The 26,115-nt window shown below is 65.5% G+C and carries 18 protein-coding genes and 7 pseudogenes; 11 read left to right on the top strand and 14 right to left on the bottom strand.

What is annotated here, in order from left to right:
- Positions 1 to 380: 380 nt before the first annotated feature.
- The 7 genes and pseudogenes from ACGI6K_RS01085 to ACGI6K_RS01055 form a co-directional block, all read right to left on the bottom strand.
- Positions 381 to 2,808 (bottom strand): annotated as a pseudogene (locus tag ACGI6K_RS01085) (TonB-dependent siderophore receptor).
- 137 nt (positions 2,809 to 2,945) lie between these two features.
- Positions 2,946 to 3,953, bottom strand: a complete 1,008-nt coding sequence (locus tag ACGI6K_RS01080; RefSeq protein ID WP_376945558.1) for a FecR family protein — start codon at positions 3,951 to 3,953, stop codon at positions 2,946 to 2,948.
- Positions 3,954 to 3,997: 44 nt separating this feature from the next.
- Positions 3,998 to 4,498: an RNA polymerase sigma factor gene (locus ACGI6K_RS01075; protein ID WP_376945556.1), complete on the bottom strand. Its 501-nt coding sequence runs from the start codon at positions 4,496 to 4,498 to the stop codon at positions 3,998 to 4,000.
- A 319-nt stretch (positions 4,499 to 4,817) separates the two neighbouring features.
- Positions 4,818 to 4,982 carry a hypothetical protein gene (locus ACGI6K_RS01070; protein WP_376945554.1) on the bottom strand — a complete coding sequence of 55 codons (165 nt, stop codon included), beginning with the start codon at positions 4,980 to 4,982 and terminating at the stop codon, positions 4,818 to 4,820.
- Positions 4,983 to 5,086: 104 nt separating this feature from the next.
- Positions 5,087 to 6,049: a GTP 3',8-cyclase MoaA gene (gene moaA, locus ACGI6K_RS01065; protein WP_376945552.1), complete on the bottom strand. Its 963-nt coding sequence runs from the start codon at positions 6,047 to 6,049 to the stop codon at positions 5,087 to 5,089.
- A 113-nt stretch (positions 6,050 to 6,162) separates the two neighbouring features.
- A pseudogene (locus ACGI6K_RS01060) lies at positions 6,163 to 6,420 on the bottom strand (formate dehydrogenase subunit beta); the annotation flags it as partial.
- 246 nt (positions 6,421 to 6,666) lie between these two features.
- Positions 6,667 to 7,255, bottom strand: a pseudogene (locus ACGI6K_RS01055) (IS607 family transposase).
- Between the two features lie 218 nt (positions 7,256 to 7,473).
- On the opposite strand from ACGI6K_RS01055, the gene ACGI6K_RS01050 reads away from it, so the two are divergent.
- The 4 genes from ACGI6K_RS01050 (at position 7,474) to ACGI6K_RS01035 (ending at position 9,754) form a co-directional block, all read left to right on the top strand.
- Entirely contained in the window at positions 7,474 to 8,472 is a 999-nt protein-coding gene (locus ACGI6K_RS01050; RefSeq protein WP_376945550.1) for an ABC transporter substrate-binding protein, read from the top strand.
- Between the two features lie 181 nt (positions 8,473 to 8,653).
- Complete coding sequence (locus ACGI6K_RS01045) at positions 8,654 to 8,857, top strand: tripartite tricarboxylate transporter substrate-binding protein (protein WP_376945548.1); 204 nt, start codon at positions 8,654 to 8,656, stop codon at positions 8,855 to 8,857.
- A gap of 19 nt (positions 8,858 to 8,876) precedes the next feature.
- Positions 8,877 to 9,521 carry a tripartite tricarboxylate transporter substrate binding protein gene (locus tag ACGI6K_RS01040; protein WP_376945546.1) on the top strand — a complete coding sequence of 215 codons (645 nt, stop codon included), beginning with the start codon at positions 8,877 to 8,879 and terminating at the stop codon, positions 9,519 to 9,521.
- A gap of 74 nt (positions 9,522 to 9,595) precedes the next feature.
- Positions 9,596 to 9,754, top strand: a complete 159-nt coding sequence (locus ACGI6K_RS01035) for a GFA family protein (protein ID WP_376945544.1) — start codon at positions 9,596 to 9,598, stop codon at positions 9,752 to 9,754.
- A 382-nt stretch (positions 9,755 to 10,136) separates the two neighbouring features.
- Here ACGI6K_RS01035 and ACGI6K_RS01030 read toward each other — a convergent pair whose 3' ends face one another.
- The 5 genes and pseudogenes from ACGI6K_RS01030 to ACGI6K_RS01010 all read right to left on the bottom strand — a co-directional run.
- Entirely contained in the window at positions 10,137 to 11,081 is a 945-nt protein-coding gene (locus tag ACGI6K_RS01030; RefSeq protein WP_376945542.1) for a ketopantoate reductase family protein, read from the bottom strand.
- Positions 11,082 to 11,141: 60 nt separating this feature from the next.
- Complete coding sequence (locus ACGI6K_RS01025) at positions 11,142 to 12,140, bottom strand: LLM class flavin-dependent oxidoreductase (RefSeq protein ID WP_376945540.1); 999 nt, start codon at positions 12,138 to 12,140, stop codon at positions 11,142 to 11,144.
- 183 nt (positions 12,141 to 12,323) lie between these two features.
- Positions 12,324 to 12,786: pseudogene (locus ACGI6K_RS01020) on the bottom strand (LysR family transcriptional regulator substrate-binding protein); the annotation flags it as partial.
- A 12-nt stretch (positions 12,787 to 12,798) separates the two neighbouring features.
- Positions 12,799 to 13,745, bottom strand: a protein-coding gene (locus ACGI6K_RS01015) for an IS630 family transposase (RefSeq protein WP_394543287.1) whose coding sequence is annotated in 2 segments (ribosomal slippage) — positions 12,799 to 13,406 and positions 13,406 to 13,745 — 948 coding nt in all. Because the reading frame shifts where the segments join, the coding sequence is not laid out codon by codon here.
- Positions 13,746 to 13,779: 34 nt separating this feature from the next.
- Positions 13,780 to 14,256 (bottom strand): annotated as a pseudogene (locus tag ACGI6K_RS01010) (LysR family transcriptional regulator); the annotation flags it as partial.
- A 196-nt stretch (positions 14,257 to 14,452) separates the two neighbouring features.
- Here ACGI6K_RS01010 and ACGI6K_RS01005 point away from each other — a divergent pair.
- The 5 genes and pseudogenes from ACGI6K_RS01005 to ACGI6K_RS00985 form a co-directional block, all read left to right on the top strand.
- Positions 14,453 to 16,264: a sensor histidine kinase gene (locus ACGI6K_RS01005; RefSeq protein ID WP_376946405.1), complete on the top strand. Its 1,812-nt coding sequence runs from the start codon at positions 14,453 to 14,455 to the stop codon at positions 16,262 to 16,264.
- The gene (locus tag ACGI6K_RS01000) at positions 16,261 to 17,646 is read left to right on the top strand and encodes a sigma-54-dependent transcriptional regulator (RefSeq protein WP_376946403.1); all 1,386 of its coding nucleotides are present in this window, start codon (positions 16,261 to 16,263) and stop codon (positions 17,644 to 17,646) included. The genes ACGI6K_RS01005 and ACGI6K_RS01000 overlap by 4 nt, the downstream gene beginning before the upstream one ends.
- Positions 17,647 to 17,803: 157 nt before the next feature.
- Positions 17,804 to 18,190 (top strand): glycine zipper domain-containing protein, encoded by a 387-nt coding sequence (locus tag ACGI6K_RS00995; protein WP_376946401.1) that lies wholly within the window; start codon positions 17,804 to 17,806, stop codon positions 18,188 to 18,190.
- Positions 18,191 to 18,496: 306 nt separating this feature from the next.
- Positions 18,497 to 19,477 (top strand): annotated as a pseudogene (locus ACGI6K_RS00990) (DctP family TRAP transporter solute-binding subunit).
- A pseudogene (locus ACGI6K_RS00985) lies at positions 19,450 to 20,085 on the top strand (TRAP transporter large permease subunit); the annotation flags it as partial. The pseudogenes ACGI6K_RS00990 and ACGI6K_RS00985, both read left to right, overlap by 28 nt.
- A 145-nt stretch (positions 20,086 to 20,230) precedes the next feature.
- On the opposite strand, the gene aroE reads toward ACGI6K_RS00985, so the two are convergent.
- Positions 20,231 to 21,082, bottom strand: a complete 852-nt coding sequence (aroE, locus tag ACGI6K_RS00980; protein ID WP_376946399.1) for a shikimate dehydrogenase — start codon at positions 21,080 to 21,082, stop codon at positions 20,231 to 20,233.
- Positions 21,083 to 21,260: 178 nt separating this feature from the next.
- Positions 21,261 to 22,481 (bottom strand): ROK family transcriptional regulator, encoded by a 1,221-nt coding sequence (locus tag ACGI6K_RS00975; RefSeq protein ID WP_376946397.1) that lies wholly within the window; start codon positions 22,479 to 22,481, stop codon positions 21,261 to 21,263.
- Between the two features lie 390 nt (positions 22,482 to 22,871).
- On the opposite strand from ACGI6K_RS00975, the gene fucP reads away from it, so the two are divergent.
- Positions 22,872 to 24,200, top strand: coding sequence for an L-fucose:H+ symporter permease (fucP, locus tag ACGI6K_RS00970; RefSeq protein ID WP_376946395.1), 1,329 nt, complete (start codon positions 22,872 to 22,874; stop codon positions 24,198 to 24,200).
- A gap of 218 nt (positions 24,201 to 24,418) precedes the next feature.
- Positions 24,419 to 26,101: an NAD-dependent DNA ligase LigB gene (gene ligB, locus ACGI6K_RS00965; protein WP_376946393.1), complete on the top strand. Its 1,683-nt coding sequence runs from the start codon at positions 24,419 to 24,421 to the stop codon at positions 26,099 to 26,101.
- The last annotated feature ends 14 nt before the right edge of the window (positions 26,102 to 26,115 follow it).

Raw genomic sequence — 26,115 nt, 5'->3', positions numbered from 1 at the left:
GGAGTTTACGCGCTGTAAATGAGCATTTTGAGCCTGTTTTTAACGCAGCGATGAGCACGCAGGTAGTTTTTAGAGGTGCCCTCAAGGGGCAAACATGCCGGCGCGCAGAATGGGTGCCGGTCCTCTATCCGGCCTGCGGCGCGGGCCGGCAAGTATTCGTCCCGGAACGTCGAGCCAGCGAGTTTTCGTTCGCTCCAGAAGCAATCTGGTCAAAATGGAGCGCTTCATAAGATCGACCTTTTCTCGTCGCATCCATATGGACCCGCCTCGAAATCGAAGCCCGTCAAGGGGAGATGGGCTTCAGGGAACGGATATGCTTCCAGCGAGAATAGGGCTCGAAGTGCTTCATGGCCGACAATGGATAAGTCGTTTGATGCTCTTTAAAAATCCCACCGAGTGGTCAGCATCATGTTGCGAGGCTCGCCATATGCTCTTGTAGCTCTAAACCCAATATTGTTGTAGTAATATTTGTCAAATAGATTATTTATGTTAAGTGTTGCCGATATATTGTCGGTGACCTGATATTTGCCCATCAAATTTACTAGCCAATATGCTTCTTGGCGATATTGTATTTGATTGCGAGATACATTATCCCTCCATGTGGTACCTTGGTAGCTGGCCCCTCCACCAATAGTAAAATCACTCAGCCGACCTGGAAGGCGATAGGAAGTATAAATTTTAAATAGATGCTCGGGCTCATCAGTTGAAAGCTTGTAGTTATCTTCATCCCGTCGAATAGTTTTATGAGTATAGCCTGCTTGTATGCTCCAATTCGGAGTAATCTCTCCAGAAACCTCCAGTTCAATACCCTTCGTTTTTGCTTTGACCCCCTCATAAAAATACTCGTTACGTTCAAGGCTATATCCTGCATACTCAAGCCTATCTTCTTCGCGAATTTCAAAATAAGCCAAACTGGCATTCAGGCGCCCATTAAACCATTCACCTTTGATTCCTCCTTCATAACTATCGCCTTCGTCTGGCTCGAGTGTTTTGCCATTTACATCTCGATAGGTTGATGGCATGAAAATGCTAGTATAGCTAGCATATATGGAAAAATTATCATCAATATCATATGTTAGTCCGGCATAAGGAATAACCTTGCCACTTTCGCGAGAGTTAGTATCTCGTGTTAAGTGGTAATCAGTGACTCGTCCTCCTATCATAAATGAAAGCTTATCGGTTGGTTTAAATCTCATTGTAGTATATATGGCTCGTTGATTGGTGAGACTATCAGCACGCGAAGCAATACCTCCCCAGTCAGGTCTTTGTATATCCCCTCCCCATGTATAATAATTATCTATAGGTGTATAAACGGTATGAAAATTCTTGCCCTTAAAATGATTACGGTAAGCACTGCCTCCCACAACCAAGCTATGTTCACGACCAAATAAATAAAAAGGCCCAGAGGCATATAGCTCTAAAGCATGAGTTTTAGTTTTACCTCGGTACTCCCCGGAGACAAGCCTGGTTGAATTGCCATCGTCTACGTTTGGAGGATAATAACTTGCAGATGCTGATCCGGTCTTGCTATGATACCCATTTACTTGATAAGTATAATATGCTCTAGCAGTCCAGTCATTGGCGAAATAATGATCAACTTGAGTAAAAAATGAGTTTGCATATGCCTCATTACGAGACCAATCCGCAGCAGTGTTAAATGATCGAGGCAAACGAATCTCGTTATTGTGGCTATCAAAAATATCTATACCATTCCAATTGGAGCCCGTTGGTATGATCTTGGTGTAATCAGCACCAAAAGTCAGCATGGTTTCCGGTGAAATATCAACCTCCAGAATCCCATAATAGGCATTGGATCGACGTTTGTATCGATCCAAGAAAGAGTTTCTGTCTTGGAAGGCTCCAACGACTCGTCCACGAACAATACCATTACTATCCAATGGGCCGCCAATATCCCATTCAGTTCGGTAATTATCCCAAGATCCCGCTTCAGCAGTGGCGTGTCCAAAAAAATGGTTAGTAGGCTTTTTTTCGTATCATATTTAAAGTTGCGCCTGGACCTCCAGCCCCAGTAGTTACTCCACTTGCACCTTTAATAACCTCAACACGATCATAAGCAATTGTATCGGCATGATCTTGTCCGGCAGGAAACTGCCCGGTACGGATGATTGGAATGCCGTCATATTGATAGTTCGTAATGGTGAATCCTCTAGCCATATAGTTGGTGCGATCACTATCGGTCTGCCTTACTGTTATCCCTGGCGTATGCTCCATGACTTTTGTCAAATTAGTTAAATTGAAATCATCCATGTGCTGACGTGTGATTACAGTGACAGTTTGTGGTGTCTCGCGAGGTGTCAACACTAGTCTGGTAGCAGATGCGATAGTCCCAGGAGTATATGATTTCGTATTTTCGGTAATAGTGCCAAGGGAGTTGTCCTCTATTCGCATGGCATCCAGGGCCATCGCTCCCTGCTGCTCGACCGACTTGACCAGTGTCACCCGATCCGGCGCGAGGAAATGCGCGAATAGGCCAGTACCGGATAGCAGGAGTGTCAGGGCTTCGGCGGCGTCGTAGCGGCCGCTGACGGCGGTCGAGACGAGGTTTCGGGTCAGTTCGGTATCGGCGAACAGTTGCACGCCGCTGATCTGCGACCAGCTCACCAGCGCGGCACTAAGCGATTGGGCGGGGATGTTCCAGTTGCGTTGCTGCTCGGCGGTGGTTTCCTGCTGGGCCTGTACGGACGGGATTTCCGCCAGTACGCAGCCGATCGCACTGGCCAGCAACAGGGGTCGGAAACGGGCGCCGAGGCGGTGCTTCGGCGAAAAACGGCGAGGTGGGTAAGGCATTTCGGACATTGCTCCGTCGACATAGTGCGAACTCTTCTTGTTCGCATCACATAGGGGACGGGCCAATGCGCGACTACAACGATGCGCGTCGAAAACTTTTTTGCCGGTTCCTCAGCGGCCCACGAACGTTGGCCGGATCATTGCTGTCCCTGCGTCTCGCCGGGACGCACCAGGGTCAGCCAGGGACCGATGCGGGTCAGGCGCAGGGCCAGTACATCGGCAAGGCTCTCCAGGGCTTGCCGTGGCTGGCACGTGTCGAAGACGGCGGTTACCGACAGGCTTCCCAGTGCCGAATCGGTCAATTGCAAGCGGCCCGGCATGTAGCGCTGCAATTCAGCCAGCACCTGCGCCAAGGGCGCATCCTGAAAGACCAGCCGCTGGTTCTGCCAGGCCAGTTCGTTGGTCACGTCGACGTTTCTCACCGGCGAGAAGCCATCGGTGTCATAGGTCAACGCCTGCCCCTGCTCTAGGCGCTGCCGTTGCCGATCCAGACTGACCTGGACCCCGTGTTCGCTGACCAGTACCCGTACCTGATCGCCACGCCGGCGGATATCGAACGCCGTGCCCAATGCCTGCGTATGGCCGTTCGCCGACTCGACCACGAACGGCCGCGCCGGATCGGCGGCCACCTGGAACCAGGCTTCGCCGCGGTACAGGCGAATCCGCCGCCGCGCCGTACCGTAATCCACGTCCAGCGCGCTGTCGGGCGCCAGGCGGATCAGCGAACCGTCCTCCAGCCGCCACTCCCGCTGTTCGGCGATAGCGGTGCGGTAGTCCGCCAGCCAGGCGGGATCGTAGCGCCAGCCGAGGATCGCGCCGAGCAGGAGCATGGCTGCCAGGGCGCGGAGCGCCCGGGTCCTTTGGCGGGATGCGGGCTTCGGTGCCTGGGGTCGGACCGGCGCGACGGCTGACGTGGCGGCGAGCCGATCCGGGGGCTGGCCGGCTCCGTCCGTCAGCCGTTCCGCCAGCGGATCGAGGCGTCGCCAGACCTCCTCGGCCCGCCGCCAGGCCTGTCGGTGCGCTTCGCTGGTCTCCAGCCAGGCGGCGAAACCCGCGCGCTCCTCGGGACCGGCGTCCGGGTCTTGCAGCAAGACACACCATTCGAGGGCCTGTTCGAGCAGGTTGTCGTTCCGGGTATCGGTCATGCCTTGGCTATCCTGGATCGTCGGAGGCGAGCAGTCTAATGGGTTCATTCCATCGCCTGTTCGAGCCGCGCCAGGGCCTTGACCATCTGCGAGACGACCGTGCTCTTGGAAATGTTCAGGCGCTCGGCGATCTGCGCATGGCTGAGCCCTTCGACCCGGCAGAGAATGAAGATTTCCCGGCAGCGCGGCGGCAGGTTGTCGATGACCTTTAGCAGGTGTTCGAGGTCGTCGTGCGACTGGACCTCGCGCGCCGGGTCCATGGCCTGGGCCGGCACCTGGGCGATCTCCTCGTCTTCGGCCTGGATTTCGACCCCCATGTTCTGATGCCGCAGATGATCGGTTCCCAGATTGGTGGCGATGCGGAACAGGTAGGCACGCGGATTGACGATATCCCGCTCCGGCGTATGCCTGGCAAGGCGCAGCCAGGTTTCCTGGACCAGGTCTTCCGCCAGGCTGGGACTGCCGAAGCGCTGGCGGAGATAGCCAAGCAAGGCATCGCGGTGCTCTATGAAAGCGGACAACAAGCGTTCGCGCTCCGTGGACATGAGCGGGCATTCCTCAGACTTCTTCAGGGCACCGGCAGCGGATCGACGCAGGCGATCCGTCATCATGAGAAATATTCTCAATATTTTTCCGAAACGGCCAGAACGATTTCCTGCCTGCTGCCACGTGGCGAGCAGGAGTCGCGCCGGATTTTCGCCAATTCCCCGTAGAAAGAGACTCATCCCCGACCGACCCGCCCTGTGGTTCGCCGATGTCGGCTCGCCGCGCCCTCGGTGCGGGTCGCGAATGAGTTCGCGCGCCCATCGAATGGCCGTCATGCGACGGATTTTCACCAATCCCCTGTAGATACCGTCTTGCCTCTCAGTGAGCAAGGGCACGTTGGGCGTCGAAGCACTCACCCGACTTGAGGACGCCGTAGGCGATGTGCAGCAGCTTGCGCATCGCCGCGAAAATGATCTGCTTGCCACTCTTGCCCCTGGCTCGCAAGCGATCGCTCAGGGCCTTGATCGCCGAATTGTGGGTCATGGCGACGATCGCCGGCATATACAGGCCAGCGTGCTGCCGGAACACGCCCAAACCCGGCGCAAACGGCGCGAAGCGGACCGGGCGCGGTGCTTCGAGTGTTTCCCTCAGCCTCCGCTGGCGTTCATGAAGCGCAGCACCTGGACTTCTCCGCCCACGGAGAAGTCGTGCTGCTGCGGCTTGTGCAGCATGGCGCGGTCGATGGCGTCCACGAGCGGCCGGTCGTCGGTCGGGTGGCGACGCAACAGGGCACGCGGATCCAGCGACTGTTCGTGACCCAGGCAGAACAGCAGGCGTCCCTCGACGGTCAGCCGCAGGCGGTTGCAACTGGCGCAGAAGTTGTGGCTGTGCGGCGAGATGAAGCCGATGCGGCTGGCTGGATGCGCCGGCCCGCCGCTGTGCTCGGCGCAGTCGAGCAGCGCGTAGCGGCTGGCGATCCGCGCCCTCACTTCGTCGTAGGAGCAGAAAGCCTCGCCGCGCGAGCGGCCGACTTCGCCGAGCAGCCTTTCCTCGATGAAGCTGATGTCCAGCCCGCGCGCCACGGCGTAGTCGACCAGGTCGAGCACCTCGTCGGCGTTGCGCCCCTGCATCACCACGGTATTCAGCTTGATCCGCTCGAAGCCGGTGCCGCGGGCCGCTTCGATGCCGTCGAGCACCCGCGCCAGCTCGCCGCTGCGGGTGATGGCGCGAAAGCGCGCCGAGTCCAGGCTAATGTTGAGCCGCTTCACCCCGGCCTCGGCCAGCGGCCGGGCCAGCCTGGCCAGTTGCGAGCCGTTGCTGGTCATCACCAGTTCGCGCAGACCGGGCAAGACGGCGATCCGCTCGCACAGACCGAGGATGTCGCGACGCACCAGCGGCTCGCCGCCGGTGAGACGGATCTTCTTCACCCCGCGGCCGACGAACAGCCGGGCCAGGCGGTACAGCTCCTCCAGGCCGAGGATCTGCTGGCGCGGCAAAAAGCGCATGTCCTCGGCCATGCAGTAGACGCAGCGGAAGTCGCAGCGGTCGGTCACCGACAGCCGCAGGTAGTCGATGGTGCGTCCGAAGCCGTCTTGCAGTGCATGGGCCATGGGGATTCTCGTCGAAGGTATTCGGTGAATTGTCGTAGGGTGGAAAACCGCGCAGCGTTTTCCACCGGAGTTCTGCACGGTGGATAAGGCTGCGCCGTTATCCACCCTACGCACTGCACCTTGTCGAAGCGCATCACCGTCCAGCTCTTGGCGCTGAGGTCGGTGGGGTTGTCGTAGACGCCGACGTTGTGGCCGACCTCGTCGCGCAGGTCGTTCCACTCCGAGCAGGCTACCTGGCAAGCCTTGCAGCCGATGCAGATGCTCACGTCGATCAGCTTGGCGACTTTTGCCTTGTGGTCGCGGACCTGGGTCGGCGGGGTCAGCGCGCTGATCGCCGAGCGCTTGACGATGTCTTGGGATTGCATGGACATGAAGAACCGTTCTGTTAGACCTATCCAAAGCTCCCCATAGGTAGCTTTTTGCTAACTTCCTGCTTCGACGGGGCCGGTTTCACCCTGGCGTTGCCGCCAGGGCCAGCGCCTTCCCCTCCACAGGCCGACACCGTGGAACTCACGGCGTAATGCTTCAGATTGATTGCCGCGTTGCCGTCCCGGTCGTGCCGGGTCTATAGGTCGCCTGCGCGTTGTTGGGGGCGAGGGCGATCGTGTGGGCGAGGATCACGATTGCGCGTGCGCGTCCTCCACCGTTTTTTTCACGCCGTCGAGCAGCTTCTGGTTCTTGCGGCTGCGGGAGCCGTACAGCCGGGCGCTGAACACGGTGATGAGCTCCAGCACATCCTTGGCCAAATCCTCCTCGAAGGTGGTGTCCTCACCCTGGTTCAGGATGACCACCTCGACGCTCTTCGCTTCGCAGATGGCGAACACCAGCTCCGCACCGAAGCGCAGCAGCCGGTCCTTGTGGGTGATGACCAGCCGCCCGACCTGCCCCTCGACGATGGATTCCAGCAGGCGCTTGAGCCCTTTCTTCTGGTAGTTCATGCCACAGCCCAGGTCGGCGATCACCTCGAACGTCCAGCCCTGGCACGCGCAGTACAGCTCCAGCACCTGCTTCTGGCGCTCCAGGTCGTCCTTGGTCGTGGCTGCAAACGCGAGCGTAGGCCAGTGTCCCGCGGCAGGCCTCAGCCTGCGAACGGAACAGCTCAGGCTTCAATTTGGCGAGGTCGTAGCGGCGATGGCCGCCTGCCGTGTGCTCGGCAACCAGTTTGCCCGATGCCTCCCAGCGGCACAGCGCATTGGGTTCCTGCATGCCGAACGGAGGTCGCGCGCCTGATCTCCACCCTGCTGGGCACCGGCCCAGCCGGCGCCCGGCGATCCAGCGCTGGCCGAGGCCAGCCTCCGGCCTCCCCCGAGCGCCCTTTTAAATGCACAAAAAACATATAACAATAGAATTATTATTCACTTAATGAATTAAAAGCGGAGCGCTAGCATCCTCTCCAACATGGAATACCAAGAGAGGGAATACCGATGTCGCGACCTTCGGACGGCCTGTCGCGCCGCCGCTTTCTCGCCGGCAGCGCCGGCGCCCTGGCCCTGTCGCCGCTGCTGCTCCACGGCCGGCGCGCCGGGGCTGCCGGGGCTGCCACGCCGAGCCGGCTGCGCGTGGCCCAGTACAAGGGTGGCGACAAGCTGCTGCTGGAGGCCGCCGGCCTCGCCGACACGCCTTACCCCATCGACTGGGCGGAGTTCGCCTCGGGCAACCTGATGGTCGAGGCGATGAACGGCGGTTCGCTGGATCTCGCCTACGGCAGCGAGATCCCGCCGCTGTTCGGCTACCTCAAGGGTGCGCGCATCCGCGTGGTCGGAGTGATTAAGGGCGACGTCAACGAACAGACGGTGCTGGTGCCGAAGGATTCGCCGATCCGCTCTATCGCCGATCTGAAGGGCAAGCGCGTCGGCTACGTGCGCGCCACCACCACCCAGTACTACCTGACCAAGATGCTCGACGAGGTCGGCTTGAGCTTCGCCGACATCCAGGCAATCAACCTCACGGTGCCCGATGGCGGTGCCGCCTTTCGCACCGGCCAGCTCGACGCCTGGGCCATCTACGGCTATTCGGTGCCGCTAGCGCAGACCTCGGTCGGCGCCCGGGTGCTCAAGCGCGCCAACGGCTACCTGTCGGGCAACTACCTGTTTTTCGCTGCGCCGGAAGCCATCGCCGATCCGCAGCGCCACGCGGCGATCGCCGACTACTTCGCGCGCCTGCAGAAGGCCTTCGCCTGGCGCCAGGCCAATCCCGAGCGCTATGCCGCAGCGCTCGCCCCGGAGATCGGCGTGCCGATCGAGGCGGTGCTCACCCTGCTGCGCAACGAGAGCCAAGTACGCCGCCTGGTAGCGGTGGACGACGAAGCGATCCGCAGCCAGCAGGACGTGGCCGATACCTTCCACAAAGCCGGGGTGATCGAGCGGTCGGTAGACGTGCGTCCGCTGTGGGACCTCAGTTTCGCGACCGCGCTCGCCGGCTAAGGCCGTAAAGGCGCGATGCCCCCTTTTTCCACCTGACCTGCACGGAAATCCGCCATGACGCATTGCTCCTGACGGCGCTTTCTCACTCTGGCGGGCGGCGCGCTGCTCGCCGCCCCCCCTGGCCGGCCGCCTCGCCCTGGCGGCACCGGGCGGCTGGCCGCAGCGCCCGATCAAGTACGTCGTGCCCTGGCCGGCGGGCGGCCTGACCGATACCTTCGGGCGGGTGATCGCCAACGAGCTCGCCACCCTGCTCGGCCAGCCGGTAGTGGTCGAGAACCGTACCGGCGCGACCGGGGCCATCGGCGTCCGGTATGTCGCTCGCAGCGAGCCCGACGGCTACACGCTGCTGGCGCCAAACACCAGCTCGCTGATCGGCAACGCCTGAAGCCGTCGATTTCGACCCGTTGAAGGATTTCACCCCGATCGGCCTGTTCGTCGACTCCTCCGTGGTGCTCTGGGCACAGGCCTCGACCGGCATCGCGAACTTCGCGGCCCTGCGCGAGCGTGCCCGCGACGCGCAGCGTCCGCTCTCCTTCGGCACCACGGGCGGCGGCTCGGTTTCGGAACTGTCGGTGGAACAGCTCGCCCGCCATTTCGGGCTGAACTTGCTGAAAGTGCTGTACAAGGGCACCGCGCCCCAGGTCGCCGACCTGGTCGCCGGGCATATCGACATCGGCGTGGCCGACTACCCGGTCGCCGCCGGACATCTCGCCAGCGGCAAGCTGGTCCCCCTGCTGGTCATCGGCCGCCAGCGCCTGCCAGAACTGCCGCAGGTGCCGACCAATTTCGAGCTGGGTATCGAGGAGCCCGACTTCACGATCTGGAACGGCCTGTTCGCGCCGGCCGCGACACCGGCCCCGATCGTCGCCAGGCTGCACGAAGCCCTGGCCGTCGCCGCCCGCAGCGAGGCCTTCCGCAAGGTCGCCGAGGGCCAGGGCAACCGGCCGATCTTCCAGACCGGCGAGGAAGCCAGCGCCCGCCTGCGCCGGAAGCTGGACAGCCGGCGGAAATTCAAGGAACAGATCGAACGAGGCGGCCCGGCGGCCTGAACGAGGGCCGGAGAACGGCCCCACCGCATGGCGCTGCGCGGATTTTCCAATACGAAAGGCCCGTTTGGAGGACGATGACCACCTACACCGGCTCTTGCCACTGCGGTGCGGTCCGCTTCGAGGTCGAGGCCGAGATCGACCATGTGCGCGTATGCGACTGTTCGATCCGCTCGATGCGCGGGGCACTGAACGCTCGGGTTTTGAAGGAGAACCTGCGCCTGCTGACGCCCTAAGAGAATTTGTCGCTCAACCAATGGGGTACCCGGACGGCGAAAGACTACTTCTGCCCTCGATGCGGCATCCTGCCGTTCAGGCGCTCCAGCGATCCGACACCGCAAGAGCTTCGCAGGCGTACGCCGCTTCGACGGCTGGGCCGTGAATGTCCGGTGCCTGCAGGGGATCGATTTCGACTCGTTGCCGGTCAGGCGGATTCACGGAAGTCGAATCCGCCTCGAACCGAGCTGAACGGGCGGCGCGGATTATTCCCGCCGGAAAATCGCCGCGCGGGCTTTCCGACCTGCGCACCGCGCGGAAACCCAGCGTGGCGCACGTCCCGCCATCCCTGGCCCACGATGCCGCCTCCTCGACTGAACGGCATCGCGGAGCGGCCGGCCGTCAGGCCGGTTGCCGCGCCTCGTCGTTCGCCAGCGCCAGGCAGCCGAGCAATGTCCTGAGCACCGGCACCGGCTCGCCGTAGCTCTCGGCGATGGTGATCGGCGCGGCGAGCAACGCCTCGATCTCCAGGCGGCGTCCGGCCAGGCGGTCCTGCAGCATCGAAGTGCGCGTGCCGCCCACCTCCTCGGCGCGGCGCATCCGCTGTTGGGGGGTCAGGCTCGGCGGATGGCCGTCCCGTTCGGCCAGGCGGTAGATTTCCGCCATGCCGGCGAGCAGCACCTCGCGGGTGCGCGGCGTGCGCGCCAGTTCGCCGACCGTCGCCCCGGTGATCGCGCTCAGCGGATTGACGGTGGCGTTGATCATCAGCTTGGTCCACACCTCGCGGCGGATGTCGGCCGCGCTCTCGACCGGAATCCCGGCCACCCGCCAACCCTCGACCAGCGCCAGCAAGGGCGCGTCCGGCTTGCCCTGGACCCGCGCGCAGATGTAGCGGTCGCAGCCGGTGCGGCGCACGCGGATACGCCCCGGTGCGGTGCGTTCCACCGCGTGCTGCACGACCAGCGCCACGCTGCGCGCGAGGAACGGCGCACCGGCGATCTCGCCGTCGCGGTGCGACCACCACCAGGGGATGCCGTTCTGCAGGAAAACGTATTCGGTGGCGGCATCGCCGAGGCTCGTCAGGCGCGGCAGCAGTTCGCCCAGGTCGTGCGACTTCACCGCGACCACGACCTGAGCGAAGGGGCCTCGCAGTTCGTCGAGCGGCGCATAGCGCACCGCCAGTGCCTGCCAGCTCTCGTCGCCTTCGGCGGCGATCCCGTCGGCCTGCGCGCCGGCGCCCGGACGCTGCGCCACGGTCACGGCATGCCCGGCCAGGCTCAGACGCCCGGCCAGGTACAGACCGAGACTGCCGCCTCCGACGACGACGATGGAGGATTCCGTGGACATGTTCGTTCTCCTTGCAATGAGCCGGCCGACGGCCACGCGGCCGCCCCGCCGGCGGGGAAATCAGAAAGGCGCGAAGGCCTCGATCGGCAGGCGCAGGGGAATCCGCTCGCGCACCCGCGGCAGCAGCTCGCGGCCGAACTCGATGGCATCGGCGAGCGGGTCGAAGCCACGCACCAGGAAACTCTCGACGCCGAGACGATGGTAGGCGGCGAAGGCTTCGGCGACCTGTGCGGGGGTGCCGACCAGGGTAGCCGAATCGCCGTCGAGGCCGCACCACAGGCAGTCGTCGAAGACCTGGCCGCGCGAGGCGAAGGGCATCAGCCGTCCGGCCCGGCTCCAAGCCTCGGCTTCGCTGGTACCGAGCACCACCCGCAACGAGAGGCCGAAGCGCACCGCGGCGGCTCGTCCTTCGCGCGCGGCAGCGGCGCGCACCATGCCGATACGCACGGCGACGGTGGCGAGCGGCTCGCCGGCCATCGCGTAGACGTCGGCATGCCGGCCGGCCAGCCGGGCCGCGGCCGTCGAGGCGCCGCCGCAATGGATCGGCAGACGCGCCTGCAGCAGATGCAGGGCGGCCAGATGACCTTTCACCCGGTACTGGCGGCCGTCGAAGTCGAAGGGTCTGGTGCTGCTCCAGGCACGCCGCAGCAGCGCCAGGTACTCGTCACTGCGCGCCGGCCAGTCGCCGCGTTCGAGAGAATCGCCGTCGCTCTGCGGCCCGCCGTCGTCGAACAGGCGCAGCGCCGCGCGACCTTCGCTGAAGTGATCGAGAGTGGCGAACTGGCGGGCCGCCTCGGTCGGCGCCTGCAGGCCCAGCCGGTGCGCCACCAGCAAGCCGAGCCGGCGGGTCTGCTGGGCGACGTGGGCGGCCACCTGCAAGCCGTCCGGGGCCGCCTCCTGCCAGCCGATCAGCGCCGCGTCGAAGCCGCCGTGCTCCAGGGCGCGGGCACAGGCGCCGAGGTAGGCCTTGTCCAGCGGTACGGCGCCGGGCGGCAGGGGCTCGCGGATATCACGGGCGGCAAGGACGCCGATGAATTCGAGGCGGCTGACACTGAGCATGTTGCGGCTCCGAGGGGCGAATGGATACGGAGGCGTAAGCCTACTGAGATGGCTTGTTAATATCTAAAAACCATTATTTATATGGTTATAAAGAGCTGCAGGTTCTAAGCGCTATCCACAGGCCTTTTCCGTGTCATCGGTCGGCCAGGACCAACGGTCCGCTCCGCGCCGCGGCGAAGCCGTTCAGCGCGGCGTGCGGAAGAACACCTTGGCCTCGCGAAAGCAGGCCTCCGTCAGCGGCGAACGCGGCGCGACGGATGATCAGGCCCAGCGGGGCCAGGGTGCAGGCGTCCTCGATGGGGGTCAGGCGCAAGTGCTCGGACTCCCGCTCGAAACCGCCCTCCAGCGGCACGACACCACAGCACAGGCCGGCGCCGACGGCACGCATCAGCAGATAGACGGCATCGGTTTCCAAACGCAGGTTGGGCGTCAGGCCATGGCGGCGGAAACCGTGGTCGATCGACTGGCGAAAGTGCATGCCGGTCGACAGCAGGCCCAGGGGCAGCTCCGCCAGTTCTATCCAGCCCAGTACCGGCGCGGCGAAATCGAAGCGCCGCGCGTCGTGCAGCAGGGCCATGTGGACCTCGGTCAGCGGATGGGCGTCGAACAGCACGCGGTCGAGCTGTTCGAGGTAGAAGATCCCTAGAGCATTTTTACCTTATTCTGATTCATATCCGGCTCCCTCGAAGTAGTGCCTGCAGTCCTGCGCCGAGAACTGCGCAATCGCCTCGCCAATGCTCTGCCACAGCTGCGGCACGGTCCGCGCCGCCGCCTTTCGCAGCAGCGCCTTGAGCTTGGAGAATGCCCTTTCGATCGGGTTCAGGTCGGGGCTATAGGGAGGCAGGTAGCGCAGTGTGGCTCCTGCGCCTTCAATGGCCTGGCGTACCCCCGCCACCTTGTGGGCCGGCAGGTTGTCCATCACCACGATAGCGCCGGGCGTCAGCTCGGGAACCAGGACCTGCTCGACATAGGCCAGGAAGGCCGGGCCGTTCATGGCGCCGTCGAGCACCAGCGGAGCAGTTAGCCCATCCACGCGCAGGCCGGCGGTAAAGGTCGTGGTTTTCCAGTGACCGTGAGGGACCGCGGCCAGGCAGCGCTCGCTGCGAGGGGCCCAGCCTCGTAGGCGGGCCAGGTTGGTCGCGGCGGCGGTTTCGTCGACGACGATCAGCTTGCGCCAGTCGAAGCCGGGTTGTTCCTCGAGCCACTCCTGTCGAGCTGCCTGGACGTCCGGCCGCTGCTGCTCGGCCGCATGCGCGGTCTTTTTTTGAACGTCATGCCGTGCCGGTCGAGAAACGTCCATACCGTCGCCAGGCTAACCCGAATACCGCGCTCCCGCTCGAGGGTTGCGGCGAGCTCGGCCAGCGTCAGGTCGGGGGTTTGCTCGAGCAGGCCGAGCAGGTAGTGCGCATGGGGATCGAGCCGCAAGCCCCGGGGCTTGCCCTGTCGGCGGGCGACGAGCTCCCCGCCTTCCCGAAAGCGCCGTACCCAGACGATCGCCGTCGCCGTGCCGATGTCGAATCGCTCGGCAGCCTGCCGAGCCGACAGCCCGCCCATGGCCGCGTCGACGACGCGTCGGCGAAGATCGGCACTGTATGCTCGAGCCATTCTGGTCTCCTTGTCTGAGCGGGAGAGGAGGCCCGAAATGACCAGGAAGAGCAACCCCTGTATGTCGAATTCGTGTTTTCAAAAAATGCTCTAGATCGAGCTGGTTGCGTCCGAGCTACTCGAAAATCTGCTCGCTGCTCAGCACACCGATCCGGAAGCGCAGACGCGGATGCAGCTCGGCGAACAAGCCGGCCAGGTCCACCAGGTAGAAGCCGGCCAGCGGCACCACGCCCAAGCGCAGAGTGCCGACCAGTTGCCCGCGGCAGGCGGCGGCCTCGGTATACAGGCCCTCCTCCGCCGCCAGTAGGGTCCGCGACCAGGCCAGTACGCGCAGGCCGGCCTCGGTGAAGCCCTCGAAGCGATGACTGCGGCGGATCAGCTCCAGCCCCAGTTCCGCCTCGAGGTCGCGGATGCGCATCGATAAAGTCGGCTGGGTCACCTGGCGGCGCGCGGCGGCCTAGCCGAAATGCCGGGTCTGCTCCAGGGCGACGAGGAATTTGAGCTGCTTGATGTCTACGCGACGGCCTTTGCCATTGGAAACCGGTCATCAACTTGCCGGCAATCGTCCGCCAAGAAAAGCACGGCGGCCTCGCGGATGCTTGCACGATTCCTGCGGGCGGCATATGAATCGAGACCCGGTCATCCACGACCCGCCATTGTGGGAAATAATGGATGACAGCCCCATCCGATCCGTCGAGCGCCTCCTCATGCGATTACCTGCCTTCCTCCGCCGTCCGCGCTGGCGCAGCCTAGCGCTGCTCGCTCTGCTGGTGGCGCCGCTGCTCTGGCCGCTGCAGCAACTGGCCGAGCGCTACTACCTCGGCGAACTACTGCAGCAGAACCGCCAGACCCTCGACCTCTACGTCGCCAACCTGCTCGGCACCCTGCGCCGCTACGAGGCGCTGCCGCAGATCCTCGGCGACCTGCCGGCGCTGTACAACGTGCTGCGCCAGCCCAAACAGGCTGAAGCGGTGGTCGAGGCCAACAGGCTGCTCAAGAAAATCCGCGAGCGCACCGGCGCCGACTCGCTGTACCTGATGGACGCCCACGGGCTCACCCTGGCCGCTTCCAACTGGGACCAGCCGGACAGCTTCGTCGGCCGCGACTTCGCCTTCCGTCCCTATTTCAGCGAGGCCATGGCCGGCCGCCAGGGGCAGTTCTTCGGCTTCGGCACCACCTCCGGCAAACGCGGCTACTACTTCGCCGCGGCGCTGCGCGAGGTTGGCGAGCCGCTCGGCGTGCTGGTGATCAAGGTCGACCTGGACCACACCGAGCAGCTTTGGGGCAACACCCCGGAACGCCTGCTGGCCACCGACAAGCACGGCGTGGTGATCCTCACCTCGTACTCCGAGTGGCGCTTTCGCGCCACCCGGCCGCTGGACGCCGACGAACTGGCCGAGATCGCCGCCAAACTGCCCTACCCCACGCGCGATCCGCAGCCGTTGCAATTGAACCCCAGGGACTGGCTGATCCAGCAGCAGCACATCGAGGAAACCGGCTGGACGGTGCGCATCCTGGCCCCGCGCAGCATGCTCGAACGCCCGGTGCGCGCCGTGCTGATCAGCGGCGCCACCGGGCTGCTGGTGCTGATGCTGCTGCTCGGCTTGCTGCTGCAGCGCCGCCGCCACTACCTCGAACGCATCGCCCTGGATACCCGTACCCGCCAGGAGCTGGAGCGCCGCGTGCAGGAACGCACCCAGGACCTGGAAGAACTCAACCGGCGCCTGAAGCGCGAGGTGCTGGAGCGCGAACAGGCCCAGCAGGAGCTGGTCCGCGCCCAGGACGACCTAGTCCAGGCCGGCAAGCTCTCGGCCCTCGGCACCATGAGCGCGAGCATCAGCCACGAACTCAGCCAGCCGCTCGGGGCGATCCGCAGCTACGCCGACAACGCCGGCGTGCTGCTCGACCACCAGCGTTACCCCGAGGCGCGCGAGAACCTGCAGCAGATCAGCCAGTTGACCAAGCGCATGGCGCTGATCATCGCCCACCTCAAGGCCTTCGCCCGACGCGACCGCCAGACCCCGGAGAGCGTCGCCCTGCAGCCGGCGCTGGAGGACGCCCTGGCCCTGCTGGTCAATCGTCGGCGCAGCCTGAAAGTGGAACTGATCCGCGACCTGCCGGAGGCCACCCTGTGGGTCCAGGCCGGCGAGACGCGCCTGCGCCAGGTGCTCGGCAACCTGCTGGCCAACGCCCTCGACTCGCTGGCCGAGCGGGCGCCACCGCGCCGCCTGTGGCTGACCACACGACTCCTCGACGACGGGCGGATCAGCCTGAGCCTGCGCGACAACGGCCCCGGCTTTTCGGCCGAGGCCCTGGAGCGCGCCCGCGAACCCTTCTACACCACCAAGACCACCGCCCGCGGCCTGGGCCTGGGCCTGGCCATCTGTGACAGCTTGGTCAACGCCTTGGGCGGCGAACTGCTGCTGGCCAACGAGCCGGGCGGTGGCGCGCTGGTCACTCTTAATTTGCAGCCGGCCACCAGCGCGGTCGGCGCCCAGACCGTGGAGGACTACCCATGATTGTCGACACCTCGATCCAGGTGCTGCTGATCGACGACGACCTGCACCTACGCCAGGCCCTCAGCCAGACCCTCGATCTGGCCGGCCTCGGGGTCTGCGCCCTGGCCGACGCCCAGGGGCTGGCCGGACGCATCGACCGCGACTGGCCGGGCGTGGTGGTCAGCGACATCCGCATGCCCGGCATCGACGGCCTGGAGCTGCTCGACCAGCTCAAGGCGCTGGACGCCGAATTGCCGGTGCTACTCATCACCGGCCACGGCGACGTGCCGCTGGCGGTGCAGGCGATGCGCGCCGGCGCCTACGACTTCCTGGAGAAACCCTTCGCCAGCGAAGACCTGCTCGACAGCGTGCACCGCGCCCTCGACCTGCGCCGCCTGGTTCTGGACAACCGTAGCCTGCGCCTGGCGCTGGCCGACCGCCAGGCGCTGACCACTCGCCTAGTCGGCCAGTCGCCGGCCATCGCCCGCCTGCGCGAGCAGATCGGCGCCCTGGCGGCGACCAGCGCCGACGTGCTAATCCTCGGCGAGACCGGCAGCGGCAAGGAGGTGGTGGCGCGCGCCCTGCACGACTTGTCGGCGCGTCGCGACGGTCCCTTCGTGGCGATCAACGCCGGCGCCCTAGCCGAGTCGGTGGTGGAGAGCGAACTGTTCGGCCACGAGGCCGGCGCCTTCACCGGCGCGCAAAAGCGCCGCATCGGCAAGTTCGAGTTCGCCAACGGTGGCACCCTGTTCCTCGACGAGATCGAGAGCATGAGCCTCGATGTGCAGGTCAAGCTGCTGCGCCTGTTGCAGGAGCGGGTGGTCGAGCGGGTCGGCTCGAACCAGTTGATCCCGCTGGATATCCGGGTCGTCGCGGCGACCAAGGAAGACCTGCGCCAGGCCGCCGACCAGGGCCGCTTCCGCGCGGACCTCTACTACCGGCTGAACGTCGCGCCGCTGCGCATTCCGCCGTTGCGCGAGCGCGGCGAGGACATCCTGCTACTGTTCCAGCACTACGCCAACGCCGCCAGTGCCCGCCACGGACTGCCGCCGCCCGGCCTGCAGCCGGAGCAGCGCGCTCAGTTGCTGCTGCACCCCTGGCCGGGCAACGTGCGCGAGTTGCAGAACGTCGCCGAGCGTTTCGCCCTCGGCCTGGAGCTGGGCCTAGGCCCGGCGCCGGGCCAGACGCCGGACATAGAGCCGTCGGCGGCTGTCGGCCGGCTCACCGAGCAGGTGGAAGCCTTCGAACGCGCGCTGATCGCCGCCGAGCTGAGCCGTCCGCACGGCTCCCTGCGCAGCCTCGCCGAAGCCCTCGGCATACCGCGCAAGACCCTCCACGACAAGCTGCGCAAGCACGGCCTGAGCTTCGCCGATGGTGGAAATCCGCCGGACGACGCCGCCTGACTGGCGGCATACTGCCATACCGAGCGCTCCCGGCCAGGAACTCCGCGTTTCGCGGAAGGTCTCTTGCGCGGCGGACAAACGGTTGTCTGGGTGTTTACCCGACATCGAGCCACCCGCCACAATGCGTCGCCTTTTCCCTGCATTAGAGGTTTGCAACATGCGCAAGACGCTTTCCATCCTGACCCTGAACCTGCTCTGCGCTCAAGCCGCCATGGCCGGCGAGGGCACCACCCAGACCGCCATCGGTGGCGGCGTCGGCGGCGCCCTGGGCAACGTGCTCGGCCAGAGCATCGGCGGCAAGGCCGGAGCCGTGGTCGGTGCCGGCCTGGGCGCTGCGGCCGGCGGCGCCGTCGCCGCCAGGGACGGCAACAAGACCAAGGTAGCCATCGGCGGCGGTCTCGGCGCCGCGGGCGGCTCGCTGCTCGGCAACGCGCTCGGCGGCGGCACCGGCGCCACCATCGGCGCCGGCGTGGGCGGCGCGACCGGCGGCGCCATCGCCAACGGCATGGGCAAGAAGCACGGCCATCGCCACCATCACGACTGATCGCCCGCACGGTGGGGGCCGCGTCACGCGGCCCCCGCCAACGCTGCAAACCTGCCAGCCTTTCGCCTCGCCAATAGCGGTTTTCCGCCGCCGACCTCGGCCGTCCGCCCCTTCACGATTTCCACCGGCACGCCGCCGCGCGACAGGCCATCGTCCCGGCCGAAAGCGGCACGCCATCCATCCGACGCATCCCCGGCGAAGTCCGTCGCCAAGCGATGGCGAATGCCGCCTAGACTTGTCCGAAACGCTCCGCCGAAAGCCCATCCGAAGGGCCGCCGACAACAACGAACAAGAAGGGTAACGCCCATGTTTCGCTTCACCGCCAAGGCACTCGTCGGTGCCCTGTCCACCGGCCTCGGCGGCCTGACCAGGCCGCCGACCCGGTAGTCATCAAGTTCTCCCACGTGGTCGCAAAACACACCCCGAAGGGCCAGGGCGCCCTGCTGTTCAAGAAGCTCGCCGAGGAGCGCCTGCCCAGCACGGTACGGGTCGAGGTCTACCCCAATTCTTCGCCGTTCGGCGACGGCAAGGAAATGGAGGCGCTGCTGCTCGGCGACGTGCAGATCATCGCCCCCTCGCTACCCAAGTTCGAGCACTACTTCAAGAGCGTTCAGGTCTTCGACCTGCCGTTCCTATTCGACGACATAGCCGCGGTCGACCGTTTCCAGGCCAGCCCGGCCGGCCAGGGCCTGCTGCACTCGATGGAGGACAAGGGCATCACCGGCCTCGGCTACTGGCACAACGGCCTGAAGCAGCCCTCGGCGAACAAGCCGCTGTACGAGCCGAAGGACGCCCGTGCCCTGAAGTTCCGCATGCAGGCCTCCCCAGTGCTTGAGGAGCAGTTCAAGACGGTACGCGTCAACTCGCGCAAGATGAGCCTCGCCGAGCTCTACCAGGGCCTGCAGACCAGCGTGGTCAACGGCGCCGAGAATCCCTACTCGAACATCTACAGCCAGAAGATGCACGAGGTGCAGAAATACATCACCGATGTCCGACCATGGCCTGCTGGACTACATGGCGATCACCGACACCAGGTTCTGGAACGGCCTGCCGGAAAAGGTGCACAGCGAACTGCGCAAAATCATGGACAAGGTTAGCGCCGAGGTAAACAGGCAGGCCTCAGCCCTCAACCAGGGCGACAAGTAGCGCATCCTGGCCACCGGCACCACCGAGATCATCGAACTAAGTTCCCAGCAGCGCATCAAGTGGCGCGTCCTGGCCATGCAGCCGATATGGAAGAAGTTCGAGGGCGAGATCGGCGCCGATCTGATCGAGGCCTGCTCCTGATAGCGATCATCCTCGGCGGCATCTACTCGGCCCCCACCGAGGCGGCGGCGCTGACGACGGTCTACGCGGCCTTCGTCGCGCTGTTCGTCTACAAAGACATACGCTTACGCGAGGTACCCAGGATGCTGCTGGAGTCGGGCAAGCTGTCGATCATGCTGATGTTCAGCATCGCCAACGCGATCCTCTTCGCCCATGTGCCGACCACCGAGCAGATCCCGCAGAGCATCACCGCCTGGGTGATCGGGATGGGCCTGTCGCCGTGGATGTTCCTGCCGGTGGTGAGCCTGGTGCTACTGGTCGCCGGTGCCTTCATGGAGCCTTCGGCGATCATCCTGATCCTCGCGCCGATCCTCCTCGCCATCGCGATGCGCCTGGGCATCGACCCGATCCACCTGGGCACCGTCATAGTGGTGAACATGGAGATCGGCCTGATCACCGCGCCGGCGGGGCTGAACCTGTTCGTCGCCTCGGCGGTGACCGGCATAAGCGTCGGCCAGGTGATCCATGCCGCGCTGCCCTGGCTGCTGATACTGCTGGGCTTTCTGCCGATCATCACCCACGTGCCGGCCACTTTTCTGGCCCTGCCGAACTGGTTGGGGATGGGCTGAGGCAGCGGGCAACCGCCGCTCACTTCCAGGCGCCGGGCTTCTTCGACTTCGCGGCGCCGAGCGCGACAGGAAGGTCCGTCGCAGCCTCCGCGCAGGGTGGCCCGAATGTCCGGGAAGGGATCGACGCCCAGAACCGGGACCGCCGTCAGGCCTGGAAGAGGTTTTTCAAGGCCTGGCGCATCACCGATGCGTCGACATCGATACCCGTCCAGTACTTGATGCCGATGACGCCCTGATTGACCAGCATACCCAGCCCGTCGAGCACCCGGCAGCCGCGCGCCTCGGCGCTGCGAAGCAGATGGGTGCGCGGCGGATTGTGGATGCCGTCCGCGACCACCATGTCCGGATGCAGCGAGTCCAGGTCGATATCCAGGCGCTGGTCAACATTCGGATATAAGCCGATGGACGTGGCGTTGATCACAATATCGGTATCGCGCGGCACCGCCACGCTGCCGTTCCACAGGCGCAGCTCGGCGCTGGTGCCAGTCCTGCCGTTCAGCAGATCGACTAGTGTCCGGCCGGTGTCGCGGCTGCGGTTGACCACGGTGATGGCGCTGGCGCCGGCCAGGGCGAGCTCCACGCTCACCGCGCGCGCCGCGCCTCCCGCGCCGAAAATCATGACCGACTTACCGCGCGGGTCGATGACTTCGCGCATGGCCTGCACGAACCCCTTGCCGTCCGTATTCTCGCCGATGAAGGCGTCGCCGCGTCGGACGATGGTGTTGACCGCACCGATGATCTCGGCCGACTGGCCGAGTTCGTCGAGATGCTCGATGACCGCGACCTTGTGGGGAATGGAACAGTTGAAGCCGGCCCAGCCCATGGCTTTCGCGCCCCGCACGGCGTCGCCGAGAAAATGCGGCGCCACCTCGCAGTTGATATAGCGCCAGTCAAGCCCGTGATGACGATAGGCGGCCTCGACCATCGCCACCGTCGGGTTTTCGGCGGCTGGCATCGCGAAGGACCCGGTCAGCGTGCTCAAAAAGTTCTTCTCCATGGTGTTCTCCCGCAACAGTCTGTGAATTGATGGCTCGAGCCGGCTGGGGCCGACTAATTCACGATGAATGAATTATTAATCCGAAGCAAGCCCGGCGACGAATGGCGCGCAGGCGCCGCCCGCCTTCGTACGGGGATCGACGGCTTCAGGAAAAGCGCTGGGGAGAGTGGACGGCGCCTCAGCCGGCGCCGGCCGAGGCGAAGGCCTGCAGATCGAGCAAAAAGCGCGCCGACAGCGGCAGACTGGCCGCGCCGAGCGAGCGGGCATGGGCGCCGATGCTGCCCGCCTCGATCAGCGGCAGGTCGATGCCGCTGGCGGGGATGGCCGCCAGGTGGGCGCGCACCCGCTCCACCAGCAGGCTGCGCACCGGAATGGGCATCCAGCCATCGACGAGACAGGCCTCGAAGTCGTAGACCGCCACCGCCGCCGCGGCCGCCGCGGCGATCGCGCGCCCCGCCGCGTCGGCCCAGGCCTCGACCAGCGGCATCGGGAAATGCCATTCCGACGGCGTGTCCCACAGGCGCTCGGCGGCCTCGCCCGCCTCGCCCAGCATCCGCTCCAGCACCGACAGCGAGGCGATGTCGAGCAGCACAGTCTGTCCGCCCCACCCGTCCGGCACCAGCATGGAGCCGATCGCCCCGGCATTGCCGGTCCGTCCGGGCACCAGGCTGCCGTTCAGGACGATGCCGCCGCCGATAAAATAACCGAGGTGGAAATACAGGAAGTCCCTCGGTCCGTGCCCGTACCCGAACAGCAGTTCGGCGCCGCAGGCGGCCGTGCCGTCATTCTGCACCTGGACCGGCAGGCTGGTCGCCGCGCCGATCTCGACGCCGATGTCGCGCCCGCGCCAATCGAGCAGCGCCTCTTCCGGCACGCCCAGGGTGCGCCACCAGTGCCAAATGTGGAACGGCATGGCGATCCCTAGGCCGGCGATCCGGGCACGCTCGTCGGCGCCGAGCTGGCTGAGGATGTCGGCGATCGCGCTGACGGCGAAGCGCACCACGGTATCGGGCGTCGGGTAGCGGTGGCGTTCGGTCACCCGCGTGCGGATGCCGCCGAGAAAGTCCACCAGCACCAGGTCGAGGCTACGCTGGCCGACCTTCAGGCCGAGACTGAATGCCCCGTCGCGCGCCAGGCCGAGCGGCACCGACGGCTGGCCGATGCGGCCGCGCAGCGGCTGGCCGCGGCAGATCAGCCCGTCTTCCTCCAGCGCGCGCATGATGACCGACACCGTCTGCGCCGAGAGTCCGGTCAGCCGGGTGAGATCGGCCTTGCTCATTTCGCCCCGGCTGCGCAGCAGCGACAACACTAGGCGCTCGTTATGCGCCCGCACGCCGCGCAGGTTCGAGCCACGCGGGCCTCCCGCGCCGTTGCGCGCCCTATCGGCGGGCAGGCTCATCACGCCGTCCGCTCCGGATGCCGCCCGCCGTGCCGGGACGGCTTCGCCGCTTCCCGGCCCGCTCGCCGATGACCCACCACTATTTCGCGATCGTTCAAGACAACCCCTCGGCCCGTTCCGCAGGACGCCCCGCCGAAGCGCATGCCCGGCGAAACGGGGGGTATTTCAGCAGATCCGGCGGTCTTTTTTCAGGGAATTTTCGCGAAAGCGACGTGTATCGCACCCTCTCGAAATTATTTCGAGACGAAAAACTATTGACATGAATCGTTTCAGCAAGCATTTTTCACGGTAATCCGGCGGTCCTCAGCACGCATTTCATGCTCGTGGGAGCGTCGGACCACGGCATTTCAAAAAATAATTCACAAGAATTGAATTTCTGGAGGCACAGCTATGCCGACACGCCGAGAGTTCGTACACCGGGACAAGCTCCTGCCCTTCATCCTGCTGGTCTGCTGCTTCGCCGCTTGGGGCGTGGTCGCGACCATGACCGACCCGCTCGTGCAGGTCTTCAGCACCGTCTTCAGCATGAGTACCCTGCAGGCTTCTCTAGTGCAGTTCGCCTACTACGGGGCGTACTTCCTGCTGGCCCTGCCGGCCGCCTTCATCAACCAGCGCTACTCCTACAAGACCGGTGTGCTGGTCGGCCTGGGCCTGGCCATCGTCGGGGCGCTGCTCTTCTATCCGGCCAGCTTGGCGATGACTTACAGCCTGTTCCTGCTGGCGTTGTTCACCCTGGCCGGCGGCCTGGCGATCCTGGAAACCTCGGCCAACCCCTTCGTCATCTCGATGGGCCCGGAAGGCAACGCGACCCGCCGGCTGAACCTCGCGCAGGCCTTCAACCCGGTGGGCACCAACATCGGCGTCCTGCTGGCGGCCACCTTGATCCTGCCGAACCTGCATGCCGCCAGTTCCGCCGAACGGGCGGCGATGAGCCAAGCGGAACTGCTCGCCATCCGCTCCGGCGAACTGCAGGCGGTCATGCTGCCTTATGTCGGCTTCGCCTTCGTGCTCCTAGCGATCTGGATCGGCATCGCCCTGACCCGCATGCCGACACAGGAAAAAACCGAAGCGCCGGCGGCGCAGTCGGGCCATGACGGCTTCCCCGCCGTCTTCAAGCGCCTGATGCGCAATACCCATTACCGCTGGGGGATCGTGGCGCTGTTCTTCTACATCGCGGCGCAGACCTGTACCTGGACCTTCACTATTCAGTACGCGCAGCAGACCACCGGCGCCGACCACGCCACGGCTGGCTACTACCTGCAATACAGCATGATCGTCTTCCTCGTCGCGCGCTTCGTGGCGACCTGGGCGATGGGCTACGTGCGCCCCTCAATACTGCTGGCACTGCTCGGCGCGACGGCTACCGGCCTGTGCTTCTATGCGGCCTTCGCTCCCGGCCTGTCCGGCGTCTGGGCACTGGTGGCGGTCTCCGCCTGCCTCTCGCTGATGTTCCCGACCATCTACGGCATCGCCCTGATGGGACTGGGCGAAGACGCGAAGTTCGCCGCCGGCGGGCTGGTCATGACGCTCCTCGGCGGCGCGCTGATGCCGATGGTCCAGGGCGCGGCGATCGATGCCTTCGGCGCGGCGACCTCCTTCGTGGTGACGGGGGTCTGCTTCCTGCCGGTCGTAGCCTACGGCCTGTTCCACCTGAGCACGTCGAAGGCTGGTCTGTTCGCGTTCCGCTCCAGCGCCCGCCAGGTGGCCGAAGCTCTCTGACGGAGTCCGCCGCACCGCGCACCGCGCGGAATCGGGCGGACCGGGGGTAACACCCCGGTCCGCCCGATTCTTTTTCTCCGCCCCGCCGACCCGGCGGCAAATACACGGGGGCATCGCTCCAAACGCGTGACGACCGTCAAAAACCCGCGCCTGCGGGCTCGGACGGCACTTTCGGCGGCCCTAAACTGGCCGTCCCGTCCCCGCGCAAGGATGCCTCGATGCAACGCCGGATCGCGTTTTCCCTCCTGCTTCTACTGCCTTTCGCCTCGCCCACTCTCGCCGAGTCCGCCTGTCCAGACTGGACGGCGCAACGCGCCGCCGCCGAACTGGCGGCGCTCGCCGAGCGCCTACGCCAATGGGATGTGGCCTATCACCGCGATGGCCGCTCGCCGGTGGCCGACGAACTCTACGACCAGGCCCGCGCCCGCCTGGCCGACTGGAACCGCTGCTTTCCCGGCCAGGCCGACGCATCTTTCGAGCCTCTCGCCGGCAGTGCCGGCCCTCTGCTCCATCCGGTGCCGCACACCGGTCTTGCCAAACTCGACGAGGCCGCGGTGCGGGACTGGATGGCCACGCGCGAGGACCTCTGGACCCAGCCCAAGGTGGACGGCGTGGCGGTCACCCTGGAATACGTCGACGGGCGCCTGCGACGCGCCATCAGCCGCGGCGACGGCCGGCATGGCCAAGACTGGACGGCCCGGGTCCGGCGCCTGCCGGCGCTGCCGCGGCAACTGGCGGAAAAGCAGCGCCTGATCCTGCAGGGCGAACTCTACTGGCGGCTTCCGGGCCATGTGCAGGCCGAAGCCGGCGGACGGAGCGCGCGGGCCAGGGTCGCCGGCCTGCTGGCGCGCGACACCCTGGACGACGGGGACGCCGCCGGCATCGGCCTGTTCATCTGGGACTGGCCGAACGGCCCGGCGGACATGCGCGCGCGACTGGACGGCCTGGAGCGGCTCGGCTTCGCCGAGGCGCGCCGCTACAGCCGGCCGGTGGCGGACTTCGCTACCGCGCGGCAATGGCGCGAGCGCTGGTATCGCGAGCCGCTGCCCTTCGCCAGCGACGGCGTGGTGCTGCGCCAGGGCCAGCGCCCGCCGGGCGAGCGCTGGCGGGCGGAGCCGCCGCACTGGGCGGTAGCCTGGAAGTACCCCCTCGCCCAGGCGCTGACCGAGGTACGCGCGGTGCGTTTTCGCATCGGCCGCAGCGGGCGCATCACACCGCAACTGGAGTTGCAGCCGGTACGCCTGGACGACCGGCAAATCCGCCGGGTCGCCCTCGGCTCGCTGCGCCGCTGGCGGGAACTGGACGTCCGTCCCGGCGATCAGGTGGCGATCCGCCTGGCCGGACAGAGCATTCCGCAGGTGGACACCGTGGTCTGGCGCGCCGCCGAACGCCCGGCGCTGCACGCACCCGATCCGACCGCTCACCACGCGCTGAGCTGCTGGCGGCCGCTGCCGGGCTGCGAAGAACAGTTCCTCGCCCGTCTCGACTGGCTCGGCGGTCGGCGCGGCCTGGACCTCGGCGGAGTCGGCCGCGGCACCTGGGAAGCACTGCTGGAGAACGGCCGGCTTGACGACCTGCTCGGCTGGCTGGAACTGGACGAAGCGCGCCTGGTCGAGCTGCCCGGCTTCGGCGAGCGCAGCGCCAGCCTGCTGGCCGAGCGTTTCCGCGCGGCGCGCCGACGTCCCTTCCCGATGTGGCTGCGGGCTCTCGGCCTGCCGCCGGCCGGCGAGGCGACGCTGCCGCCCTCCTGGGACGAACTGGCCGGGCGCGGCCCGGAGCAATGGCAGCGCGAGCCCGGCATCGGCCCCGGCCGTGCCCGCCAGTTGCAGGCCTTCTTCGCGCACCCGGAGGTGCAGGCACTGCGCCAGCGCCTGCGGGCGGCGGGAGTCGAGGGCTTCTGAATGCGCGGGAAGAC

This window comes from Azorhizophilus paspali (assembly GCF_043587585.2).
GTDB classification, from domain to species: Bacteria; Pseudomonadota; Gammaproteobacteria; order Pseudomonadales; family Pseudomonadaceae; genus Azotobacter; species Azotobacter paspali.
This window is presented reverse-complemented; position numbering and strand designations above follow the sequence as displayed.